The 12,602-nt window shown below is 64.2% G+C and carries 5 protein-coding genes; all 5 read right to left on the bottom strand.

Features of this window, described 5'->3' with window-relative positions:
- On the bottom strand, positions 1-2,664 hold a 2,664-nt coding region (locus FFS72_RS24195; RefSeq protein ID WP_137876341.1), incomplete at its 3' end, for a DEAD/DEAH box helicase.
- Positions 2,665-2,781: 117 nt separating this feature from the next.
- Positions 2,782-3,561, bottom strand: a complete 780-nt coding sequence (locus FFS72_RS24200) for a hypothetical protein (RefSeq protein WP_137876342.1) — start codon at positions 3,559-3,561, stop codon at positions 2,782-2,784.
- Positions 3,530-5,152: an ATP-dependent nuclease gene (locus tag FFS72_RS24205; RefSeq protein WP_137876343.1), complete on the bottom strand. Its 1,623-nt coding sequence runs from the start codon at positions 5,150-5,152 to the stop codon at positions 3,530-3,532. Before FFS72_RS24205 ends, FFS72_RS24200 begins: the two co-directional genes overlap by 32 nt.
- Positions 5,142-9,737, bottom strand: a complete 4,596-nt coding sequence (locus FFS72_RS24210; protein WP_137876344.1) for a DNA methyltransferase — start codon at positions 9,735-9,737, stop codon at positions 5,142-5,144. The genes FFS72_RS24205 and FFS72_RS24210 overlap by 11 nt, the downstream gene beginning before the upstream one ends.
- A gap of 3 nt (positions 9,738-9,740) precedes the next feature.
- A complete protein-coding gene (locus tag FFS72_RS24215; RefSeq protein ID WP_137876345.1) occupies positions 9,741-12,590 on the bottom strand; it encodes a helicase-related protein in 2,850 nt (949 codons plus the stop codon).
- Positions 12,591-12,602: the final 12 nt, after the last annotated feature.

The raw sequence follows: 12,602 nt of genomic DNA on the forward strand, positions 1-12,602 counted from the left end.
GGCGGGGCGGCCCTTCGGGAAGGCAGGCATGCCCTCGCCCTTGGGGCGGGCACCCCACACCCAGCGCCGGTTGGCGTCCTTCTCGATGTACTTGCGCAGCCACGGGTGGCGGATGGCGCCGCGGGTGCGGACACGTTCGACGGTGCCGCGGACCCAGCGGGCGATCGCCGCGGAATCCGGTGCGGTGAACGCCAACTGGTGTTCGGTGGCGTTGAGGGCGGCCCGGCCGAGCCGGACGGGGCGCTCCGGGCCGCCGAGGTCCACCTCGGCGACGGCGCTGCCGGTGAGCTCGAGAGTGCGGCCGAGCCGGGACTGCAACCCGAACTCCAGGTCGATGTCGAACTGCAGGCGGCGCAGCACCTTCGCGGTGGCCTTCTTGCGGGCGGCGGTGCTCGCGTCGGGCTTCCAGAACGGGGTGAACTCGTCGTGGTCGACGATGTCGGGCGCGAGGAGGTGGTAGCGGCGGGCCGGATCGTCGCCGGCGCGTGCGATGACGGCCTCGCACAGCTCCGGCAGCGTCAGCGTGGAGTCGCCGATGGCACTGCGCAGTGTGGAGCGCAGGCTGAGGGTGTGGGAGCGGGCCTGCACGAAGCCGGCGCGGTGCGCGGCGTCCTGCACGCTGTCGGTGAACATCAACGCCTTCTTCTCGTCGGCGTCGAGGCGCGCGTCGCCGAACAGGTTCGACAGCGTCACCGAAAGCTGGGTGGCGACGGCGCTACCGAGGAAGCGGATGCCGTCGGCGGCCCCGCACGCGGGGCACATGTCGTTCTTGGAGTTCTCCTCGACGTTCTCGCCGGTGAGAACCAGCACCGGCAGCACCTTGCCTTCGAGATGCTCGGTGCCGTCGGGATCGGGTGCGGTGTCGGAGATTTCGCGGTCATCGATGCGGAACCAGCGCAGCCCCTCGACCTGCTCGGCGGGTCGGGTGGCGGCGAGCAGCGCCTCGGCGGGTGCGGAGATCAACGCCCGGAACCGGGAGGCACCGGAGGCGTGGTCGGCGCGGATGGACTCGTCGGTGACGTCGAGGGTGGCACCGGTGGGGGCGAGGCGGGCGCCCCACCCGGAGCGGCCGCAGTGCCGGCAGTACAGCGCCGGCAGGTGCATGACGTCGCCGTCCTCGTGGACGCCGTCGTCGGACCACCGGTAGGTGGTGTTGGTGGCGACGGCCCGGTCGATGCGGGAGAGCTCCCGGATCCACAGGTGCACATCGACGTTCAGGGCAGCGCGGCCAATCTCGGCGCGCAGGTGCGAAAGTGCCGCGAACAGGTGGTCGAGGAAGCGCCCTTGCGCGGCGCGGGCGCGGCGGGCATCTCGGTCGGAGGCGGGGACGTCGAACAGTGCGACGGCGACGTCGGCGAGGGAGATTGCGTCGACGGCATGGTCGAGCAGCCGGGCCAGCAGCGGATGGCCCTTCAGCAGGTGCAGTTGCTCGACAGGCGTGAGGGAGCGCAGGTCGGTGGGGGTGAGGCGGCGGTCGGTGTCGAGGTCGTCTCCGGCCGTGAACAGTTCGGCGGTTTCGAACACTTCCGCCCGCTCGAACAGTTCGGCGAGCACGGCGGTGGTCAGCGCGGGGTTGGTGGGTGAGCCGGCAACGAACTCGTCGAGGCGTCCGGCGGCATCGACGATGGCCGGGGCGATGGGGCGGTACAGCCGGTCGAGGGTGGTGTCACGGTCGGCGAGCCAGTCGGCGGCGGTGAGGCGGGTTTCGCCGATGACGGCGTCGGCGTCGAACCGTTCGCCGAAGACGGTGTGCGCGAAGTCGAGCATGGCGGTGGGTTCGGCCTTGGAACCGAGGGTGGCGGAGGTGGCGACGGGGGTGATGCGGCCGAGGGGGCGGGCGCGGTCGGCGTCGGTGACGGGAGAGGAGTCGGTCCAGTGGGATCTGACTGTGAGGCCGAGGCGGCGTAACAGCATGGCGACGTCGGTGCCCTGCGCGCCGTCGTAGGTGTGGAATTCGTCGAGGACGACGTACTGCAGCGAGTCGGCGGAGAGGCGCCAGATGTCGGCGCGGTCGGGGTGCAGCAGGAGGTGGTCGAGCATCTTGTAGTTGGTGAGCAGGATGTCCGGGGGAGCGGCGTGCATCAGAGAGCGGTCGGTGATGAGACCTTCGTCGGTGACCTTGGTGCGTCCGCCGGTGGACTGTTCGCCGGTGTAGAGGCCAGCGGAGATGCCCGAGAGTTCGGGGTGTTCGGTGATGAGAAGCGCGAGACGTTCGGCTTGGTCGTTGGCGAGCGCGTTCATCGGGTAGAGGATGAGTGCCTTCATCCCGGTGACGCCGGCTGCCTTGGCGCGCAGGACGTGGTCGAGGATCGGGTAGAGGAACGCCTCGGTCTTGCCGGAGCCGGTGCCGGTGGTGACGAGGGTCGGCTGCGGGCGGCCGTGGAACTTGGTGGAGAGGCGCTCGAACGCGGCGGCCTGGTGGCCGTAGGGGGTGAATCCTGTTGGCCACCAGTCCAGGTGCATCCGCCAGTTGCCGCCGGCCGGCGCGAACGGTAGACGCAGGCGGGCGTAGGGGCCCTTGAACATGCCGGTGTCGGGGTGTCCGACGAAATCCGACAGGGCGCCCTGGGCGTCGGGGTCAGTGAGGGCGAACGTTGTTGCGAGGTAGTCGGTCAGGCCCTCGCGGAGGTGGTTGGCTTGGAGGGTGGGTAGCAACGCTCCCATGTCTGACTTCTCCTCGGACGTTCTTGCTGGTCGTGTGCGGGCACAAACATCTTTACAGGGAAGCCACAAGAACCATTCTTCGGCTTCATCGTTTGGTGGGCTGGTTTGTGCATCGCCCTAGTTTTGATCGTCGAGTATTTTATCTATGTCCAATACGGGATAACTCAGCTCAAGGTACGACTTCTTGAGGCGTTTGAGTGAGTTTCGGTTTCCTGCGATAGATAGCCATTCTTCGTGTAGCTGAGCCTGGGGTTTCTCCAAGTCTTCTGCGGACTGTGATATCTGAACAAACTCTCCGCGCCCATCGCGAATGTGTCGAGAGTGAACAATATCATCGGTCAACAATAGGTTAGCTATTTCACGTATGCAATCCCAAGGAATCCAGAGTATTCCGCGCGAGCACTCCCGGTCTGAGGCTAGGTGGAAACCATTCATCTCAATCCCTCCCTCAGGCAAGATGGCGAACTCTGGCTCAAGTATTCTGGAGTGGATAACCTGGTTGGCGAGCTCCCTTAGCTGCAGTGCTGCAGAGCGAGGGTTGTCGATCTCGTAGTACTCTCGATACCGATGAATAGTCATCTTGTCAGGCAAGACGCCCGAGTCTCGGGCCGGGTACCACTCGAAGCTATACTTACGCGCCTCATTCGATATGGATAGCTTGTGGGATTCGGCTAGCTTTCTTGCGCCGATAAAAAATTGGGAGACCGCCAGCTCAAACCAGCCGCGGACGTAATCGAGGTTGTCGTCGGCGATGTCGCCATCCGCATATTCAGGTAGGGTGCCGGGATATCCTGACACCCTACGCTCGAACTCCTGCAGTTCATCCCATATGAGCGCCTTGAACATGGGTCCGTCGTCAATCAATTCAGATACCCCCGAAATTTTGAGTGCCTTCATTGCCTTCGGGGAGGAACCCCATGAACTCACCGTTTAGCATTCGCTCGACTTGTATCGCAAACCCATCCATGTCGATGGCGATTAGATATCCTCGAACGACAGCGTCCATCACGGAACCTTTGTCGAGCGCGATTGTTTGGCTCAGATCGAAGAACAGGGAATGGTGACTCCCTGTACCGACGATCGCGGAATTGAGTGCACTCCGAAACTCGTCGATTTCAATCCTCAGGAGATCCGCAGTCGCTTTGAGGGCGTCATCATTCGCGAGGAGGGTTGCCTTCATAGCGATTTCGGGTGGCAGTCCCTTTCCTTCTGTGTCGCTGAGCTCACTGCCGTCCTCGGATGCCCCGCTCGGAAATCGGAACCACTCAATTCGATCATACCCAGGCGATTTTGATATCTGTGAAGACTTGTGCGAGTCGTGGATCTCCTTGTCGGTCATATCGCTGTCCCACACAATCAGGATGGGGACTCGGGGATGTGCCTCGGACAACGTCTTGGCTGAGGACTGTAGGTGTTGTTTCGCGCCGAGTGAGAGGACTTTTACTCGCCGCCGAACCGCTGCCGACAATCGCGTGCTGATGATCTTTTCTGCTACGTCGTCTTCGCAGGCAATGTATAGCTCCGGAAGGCTCGTCCCTGAAATCCCTGAAATTGCCGTCCGGGTCGTTACTCCGTTGAAGGACTGAACGCTGCCCGATACAGTCCTAGACACGGTTATGCGAGCGATTCGCGGTAGAGCGTCAATGAAATATTCGCTATGTGAGGTGGTTATGATCTGTATGTTCTTCTTGTCGGCAATCTTGACGAGCACCTTGGCCAGGTTCGCCGAGGCGCTGGGATGGAGGCCTAGTTCGACCTCCTCGATTATTGCTATTCCGCCCTTTGGGACGCGCTGAAGCTCGGTTAGAATCTGGACAACCGCGCCCTCGCCGGTGCCCATGTTGAACCCTGAATACGACGCCGTCGATGTGGGGGAGAATCGTGGTAGATCGTATCGACCGCTGTGCTCTGTAGATGCACCCGAATAGTCGGTTGATAGCACTTCGGATAGGTACGACGTGAAAGTAGGATCGAGTGGGAGGGACTCCGCGGCTTCCGAGGAGAATGTTCGTCGATGCGCAGAACTCTCGACCGGTGCAGCGATTCGAGAGATTCCCACAAACCGGACTGGGCGTTTCGGGCGGCGTTCGTAGTGCATCCACTTCTTGGTCGACCGTCGCTTGGCTGATAGGTCATCAATCGCTGATCCGCGAAATGACCATTCTATATCGATTCCCGTGGACGGGACCTCGCGGTGGGCAACAGAGAAGAAGTCCGTGAAGTTGTAGTTGTAGTAGTCGTAGTTGCCCGGCGGGGAGTAGCATAGCGCGGCGAGATGTAGCAGGGTTGTTTTACCTGCGCCATTCTTTCCGACTAGAACGCTGACGGGGTAGTCAAATTTGATCTCCGCCTGACGGATTCCACGGAGTCCGGTTGACTCTTCGTGTGCAGTGATTTGTATTCCGATTAGATCCAGGCTGTCAGGCGAGGGTGAATCCCACCGCTTCTGCAGACTCTTCTCGATACTGCTCAGATTCTTACCGGGCAACGTTGTCGGCTCCTACCATTCCCGAGAAGTGCTGATGGGCAAGTTGCATGTCGTGTTCGCGGTCGACGCCGGTGAAGGGCTCCTGGTAGGTGATGCCGTCGACGGTTAGGTCGGCCGGCTTGAGGGAGCCCTTCTTGCGGTACTCGGACGCGAGCTTCGTTGGGAGTTGGCGGCCCATCGCGTCATAGAGGGCTTCGCGCTCGTACTTCTGCAACACCGGGAACTGGGTGCGGTAGATCGTCAGGAGTTCCTCGGCGGTGATCCCGAGCATGATCGCGACGATCGCGTCGATCTCGACGAGTGCCTGGCGACGGTCGGCGGCGCGGCGGAGGGGAGTTGCCCACTCCCATTCCTGGCGAACGCCGCTGAGTTGGGTGCGGCTGGCGTACGCGACACCGATTCCTGGCACCCACGAATCCTGTTGCCATGCTGAGCTATACAGTTCTTCCCAAAGCGGTGCGTATGGTTGGACCAGGCAATTTAGCCGTAGGGTGCGGAGCATCAGTTGCGTTTCGAGGCGATGGTTTCGTACGTGGGGGACTTTTCGTATCGCAGAGGTCTTGATGTGGCCAACTCCCATTACCTTGATCATGAAGTCGACGGGGATAGCGCTGGCGAAAGCCGCCATGACGGCGAGATCGGCAGGACTATCGACAGTCAGCGACAAGATGCCGCCGACATGTGCTGGCCCGGGCGGCAATACTGCTGAATGTAATGTCCGAATATTCCCGGGCTCGGCCATCTCGCGCCACGCAAGCCGGAAATAGCTTGAGCTTGCCTTGCCATTCCAGTGCGGATACTCGGCGATGTACTCGGGGTATGGCTTGGCAACCTGGTAACTCGTTCTTGGAACGAACGCATCCGGTATTTCATCCAGATCTACCAGCTTGGTATCCAAGCGATTTCGCATCGTCTCATTGGGCTGCTTGAAGATTGGGGTTGCGACAGAAATGTGTGGGCCCTGCAAGATGGCTTCTTCCCACTGCGTTGGCACCGAGGATCGGGCCTCGAACAGGCCTCGCCGACGGTCCGCGGATTCGTGCCAACCGGCGGTCCATTCGAATTTCAGGTCACCCAGTCGTGGTGCGGCCGCAATCTTCTCGAGTACCCCGGCGCTCGATTGGTTGACCGGATACAGCATGCGGGCCTCTGTCGGCGGTGTGTCGGGTTCCTCGATGAGTGTCGCCCACGTCGTCAGCTGTGCCGATTCGACAGCGATGATGCGCTCCGCGTGTGGACGAAGATCCCAGCGGCCATCTTCGTCCTTCATGCCGGGTGTGGGTCCGGAACCGTCGTGATGGAACGAGCGATCGACTGTATCAGGGTGGTATAGGGCGGCGCAGTGCAGGAAGTTCACATCCGAGTCATCGCTGTATATGTGTACCCCGAACACGTTGTGGTGATCGATCTCGAACAAACCGAGCTCATTCTTGAACTGCCAGTGTCGACGTAGGCGGCGATATGTTTCGCGCCGTAGCCCTCGAGCGCGGACTTCGGTGAAATGGCTTTCCGGATGGATTAAGCCGACAGCGCCATCGCGCGCCATGGATCGCCACGTGTGCTCCATGAAGCAGCGGTAGAGGTCGGGCTGTAGGCCCGCCAAAACTGGCCGGTCGACTCCCGACCCGAGGTGCTCCTTCATTCCGGCTTGCTCGGTGCGCTTGTCCAAGTATTCGTCGAGAGTTCCGAGCTGGGCGAGTGTCTCCTCGCGCTTCTTCATCTTCACCGCTTCAGATGGCTTTTCGGCTAGCTGCCACCACGGATCGAACTCGGCGAGCACTCCCGCCTCGTCCCAGTCAGGCCGAACCCATGGGGGGTTACCGACCTGCAGATCGAAGCCTCCCTCTGCAGATATCGGCGCGAAGTCGAGTTCCCAGTGGAAGAAGCCCTGCCGCTCGGCAATTTCTTGCGCAACGTCCAGCCAGGGGAACTGGCGGTACGCATGACCAACCGCCATCGCGCGAGATAGCAGCAGATCGTTTTCCTCAGCAAAACCGAGTTCCTGCCAACTGGTGTCGCGGCCGATGCTCAACTGCCCACGACGCTCCGCCGCGGTCTCCTTCACCGGTACGCCGATCACGGCCTCGAGCCCACCGACCCACTGATCCCAATCCGGCGGCTCGATATCCGTCGTCAGAGGCCACGACCAGATCGCGCACCACGCGTCCATAGCCCGCCGCAGCCGCTGATATGCGCCATTTGGATCGCTGAGGACGTTCTCGATCTCCTCCCGCTTAACCGCCGGAGTGTGCTCGACAGGTTCCGAACCCCACAGGTGAATGTCGCGACGAATCTCCGACTCCGCGATCGTCAGCCGACGCAGTGTGAACTCCCACAGCGTCTCCACCCTCTGCGCGAGTGCGGCCAGACGTTTGACGATCGCCTTGCTCGGTGATTTGCGGATCTCGTTGCGCCAGAGCCTCAGTTCGTCGCGCTTCTCCGGGGCGTACGTCTTTGCCTCGGCGGTGTCGATCACCGCACCCCAACCCTCGGACGGCAACAGAAAGTGGTGGATGCCGGCGCCGATCTCCTCGCCGAGCGGCACGTCCTTCGCTGGCTCCTTGAGCCACTGCTTCTTTGCGAGCAGGCTCGGCGCATACACCGACCGGCGGGCACCGATCAGCGAGTTGCCGCGGCGCAGGTGCAGACCGAACCACGGGGCCTGCAGGCCGGCAACCATCGTGTCGAGCCAGAGCGAGATCTCCGCCAGCTCGACCGCGGTGGCGTTGAGGTCCACTCCGTACACCTGTTGAAGGGCAATGTGTGCCTTCACCTTCTGCAGCTCGACCGGGTACTGGTCGGCGTCGATCAGCTCGCCCAGATCCTCCTGCTTGCGCTTGAGGTACTCGGCGGCGAGCTGGCGGACGGCTTCGATTGCGAACGCGCCTGAACCGAGGGCGGGCTCGCAGATGCTCAGCTGCAGGATCTGCTCGGGTGTCGTCCGTTCGTCGTTCTGGTCGAGGAGTTCCTCGAGGGCCTGCGAGACAACGAACTTCGTCAGCACCTCAGGCGTGTAGTACGAGGCGGATTGCTGGCGTTCGCGGCCGGCGAGCCGGAACACGAACGTGCCCTTGAAGTGCTTGACTGGCTCCTCTTCGCCGGTCACCGGGTTGAGAGTGCGGACGAAGTCGTTCTCGTCCAGGTGGTCCGAGCGATCCATCGGGACCACCCACGAGCCCTTCTCCGGGTCGCCGTTCTTCGCGACCTCGTATAAGTCCTCCTCCGCGAAGAACCCGGTGTAGCTCATCAGGCCCTCGTACACCGCGCCCAACTGGTTGATGCCAAGCTCCGCGTACGAGATGAAGCCGCGGTCGGCGCCCCGGCGGCCCTTCGATTCCTTCGACAGCAGCAGGTGTTCGAGCACCCGCTGCGTCGCCTCGTTGCCCAGGCCCACCTCGTCGATCAGCGCCGTCGACTCAGGGGAGAAGAGGTCGGCGCGCAGCGGCTGGAACTCCAGACCCGGCGCCGGATCGTCCACGACATCTTCCCGGACGGCGGGGGAGTGGCCGCGGTCCACGAGGCGGAACAGCGTCGCAAGTGACTCGTACAGATGCGTGCCGGTGCGGGATTGCTCCGACACCAGCTCGGTGAGTGTCAGCTCCCGCAGCCGGTCCAGGCCGTAGCCCTCCTCGTACTCCGCGGCACCCGTCGGCAGTACCCGCATCTCCGGGGACGCCTCCGCGTACAGAAGGAACAGGATCCGGTACAGGAACCGCAGCGAATGCTTGGCCAGATCCTGCCCGTCGATCCCGTCCAGCGTCAGGCCCTGCGCGGCCCGCCGCTTCACCACCTCGTTGGCGATGATCTCGATGGACAGCCGGATGCCCTCACGCAGATCCTTCGACACCCCGACGGTGTGCTTGACCGAATCCTCCAGCACCCCCGTCCACCAGACGTTGCCGTCCGCGTCCGGCAGCAGCGCCTGCTTGCCGAACATCGCGGCGACGCGGTCGATCTCGCCGCCCTTCGCCTCGTGCCGACGCTCTGCGACCACCAGCAGGTCGACGGCCAGGTAGCGGCCCTCCGCCCAGCGCTCGGCCTCGGCGAGCAGCAGCCACTGCCCGGCCTGCACCACCACGAACGCCGGCGGCGCATCCGAGCGGAACGCCGCCGACACCGCCTTCGACGCCGACTCGATCGGCTTCCCGTCCTCCACAGCCGGGGTGATCAGCATACCCGTCTCGGGGTCGAGGAGGTCCTCGATCGACGCCACCGGAACCGCCTGCAGGAACAGCACACTCGTGACGCCGTCGAGCTTAGCGTCGGGGATCTCCAGCTCGGAGCCGGCGCGCTCGGCGGTGAACGCCGACAGAGCTGCCGGGTACCCGAAGGTGGTCCGCGTCAGGACGTGCGCCTCGGGTGCGGCGTCCGGGTTCTCCGCCAGCCCGGCCAGCGCCGTCTGCAGCTCCGTGGTGGCGCCGAGCAGGTCGTCGCGGACCGTCGCGCGGCCCTCCTTCTTCTCCGAGTCCCACAGCTTGCGCAGTTCCAGGACCTTGCCGTGGAACGACTCCTTCGCCGAGTCGGTGGTGAAGTAGTGCTCGCTGATCCAGTCCTCGCCGATGACGATGGAATCGAAAGACGCCACGACCTACTGGTCCTTTCCAGAAGCGTTGGGAACGATGAGCAGCAGCGGACGCACCAACTGCTGGGTGGGGGCGAGGGATTCGGCGAGACGCTGCTCCTCCGCGATCCGGCGGGACAGGGTGTCCACCTTCTTACGCTGACCGGCGACAAGCTCCAGTTGCTCTGCGCCGGCGTGCCAGCGGTCCGCGCGATTCCGCCACCGGTCCAGCCGCGCGGTCGCCGCCGACTCCTGGGCGTCGAGCACCAGCTGCATCGCCGTCGTCGCCTCGTCCACCGCGATCGGCACCAGAGTCCGGTAGCGATCGGCGTCGGCGACCGGTCCGGGATTCGCTGACCCTGGCCGCAGACCCGTATCAGTGGTGAGGAAGTCGAGGTCCGCACGCGTCTCCACGACGCAGAAGGCCGGATTGTTCGGGTTGGGGAATTCGGCAGTCGAGAACACGCGCGAGATCAGCTGTCCGCGCCGGTTCATCAACGTTCCCATCAGCAGCACCGTCGGGGAGTCGACGTCGCCGCGGATTACGAAGATCTGGTTGCGTCCAAGCGCACTCAAGGCGCGGTCGCTCGCCCAGTCCAGCACCGGATGCAGCGGACCGAGGTAGTGCGCCTCGGGCCACGTGGTGCCTGCTACGCCCTTGCCTTCCTTGGCCGCGGCGAGCTGGGCGTTGCCGACCTCCGGGGAGGTGGCGAGGGTGAGGCGTTCGAGCACCTTGCCGTGCTGGAGGTAGTTCTGCGGTAGCTGTCCGAGTCGCTGGCGCAGGTCCCGCGGCGGCGTCAGCTCCGCGATCGCGTGGTTGGCATGCACCGTCCAGCTCACACCGCCGCCGCCATCGGGCTCCGGCGGAGCGTGCGGCACGTCATGGAACGCGGCCTTGAGTGCCTCGTCGAGGAAGGTGAGGTCATCGGCGTACAGGCTCTGCCGTGGCGCCTGCGGCAGTGCGGCTTCCGGGGCGTCGTCGGCGGTCTCCTCCAGGTCGAACTGCGCGAAGAACGCGTTAAGGTCGTCGCCGGCGGCCACGTCGTCGATGTCGCGGATCTGCTCGTCGAGTGTGGACTTGCCGACCAGGACGTCGCGGATCGCGTTCTCCTCGTCCGTCACCGAGTGCTTGCCCATCAGCGACGCGACGTCGCCGAGGGTGCCGTGCGCCTGATTCTCCCGCTCCAGAAGGCGGGAGAGCACCCGGAGGTCACCGGAGAAGTCCGGATCTGACGGCTCGAGGATCAGCGATGAAATCACCGGCGGATGCTTCTGTCCGTACCGGTCGACGCGGCCGTTGCGCTGCTCGATTCGGATCAGCGACCACGGAATGTCGAAGTGGATCAGGTGGTGGCACTGCGCGTGCAGGTTCACACCCTCCGACGCGACGTCGCCGGTGACCAGCACCCGGATGGGCGAGGTCTCCAGCTTGAAGCTGTCCACGATCTCCTGCTGCTCCACGTCGGACAGGCCACCGTGCAGCATGGCGACGTTCTCGGCCTTGAGGCCCAATGCCTTCGGCAGGTGCTCGGTGAGCCAACGCAGGGTGGCGACGCGTTCGGCGAACACCACCGCTCGCATCGGCGACTTCGCCCCGATGCCGATCTCCTTCAGGCGCTGCACCAGTGCGGCCTGCTTGCCGGCCGACTCGTTCAGTGCTTTCGCGTTGAGCTCGTCGAGGGTCGTCAGCGCGGCCAACTCGACGGCGTGCTCGGGCGCGGATGCGTCCAACTTGCCGCGGCGCTGCTTGATCGACTCGGCGAGTGCGGCGGGGGAGGACAGGAACGCCTTCGCCAGCGTCCACGGGAACAGTGCCGTCGTCTGGCCAGAGTAGGGGGAGCGACCCGACTCCGGGTGCAGCCAGGTCTGCGAGAGTTCCTGTGCAACAGCATCCTCCGCTGGTGATGGCGTGACCAGAGTGTGCACGGGCTCGGCGCGCTCCGCCCAGTCGCTGCCCACCTCCGCGGCGACCTCCGGGTGGTGCCGGTGCCGGCGGATCAGAAGCGAGGCGACGTCGTCCTTGGTGAACGTGCCGTCCGCGGCGACCGCCGTCGGGTCAAGCAGGCGCAGCAGCTCCGCGAACGACTCCTCCCGCCCGTTGTGCGGGGTCGCGGAGGCGAGGATCAGCGCTTCGGTGTTCGGGGCGAGGACACGGGCCAGTTCGTTGTTCTGGGTGCCGACGTTCGTCAGGTTGTGCGACTCGTCGATCACCACCGCGTCCCAGTGTTGGCGCTGCAGGTGCGCCTTGTAGCGGGGGCTCTTGAGGGTGTCGATCGAGATGATCGCCCGCTTGAAGTAGGTGAACGGGTTGCGGGTGGCCGGCAGCTTCTGTCGCACCTTCTGGATGCCCGCCGAATCCAGCCGGACGAACGGCAACGCGAACCGGCACCACAGCTCGTGCTGCATCTGCTCGAGCACGTGCTTCGGCGTGACGATCAGGATGCGTTCACCGCGCCCGCGCCGCACCAGCTCCGAGAGGATCATGCCGATCTCGAGGGTCTTGCCCAGACCCACCGCGTCCGCGATCAGGATGCGCGGGCGGATGTGCTGTGGGTCGAGGGCCTTCGCGACCGCGGCGCGCTGGTAGCCGAGCGAATCGGCGAGCATCTGCGTCGACACCGTGAGGGTCTGGTCGCCGTAGGGGAACGGGGTCTTCCGCAGCAGTGCCTCGAGCCACAAGCGGGAATCGCGATAGCCGGACGAGGAGTCGGCAACCACCTCCGTATTCCGCGGGTCCTGCGGGACGATGTCGTCGAGACTCGAATAGAACGTCGCGGTTGTGTCCTTCACCAGTTCTGTCAGCCCGCGGGCCTTCACCAGCCACCCGTCCGAGCCCTGTTCGGCGGACGTGACCAGCCACTCTTCGTCCCGAACCACGACGATCGAGCC

Origin of the sequence: Rhodococcus sp. Q (assembly GCF_005503035.1) — a bacterium.
Classification (GTDB): Bacteria; Actinomycetota; Actinomycetes; order Mycobacteriales; family Mycobacteriaceae; genus Rhodococcus_G.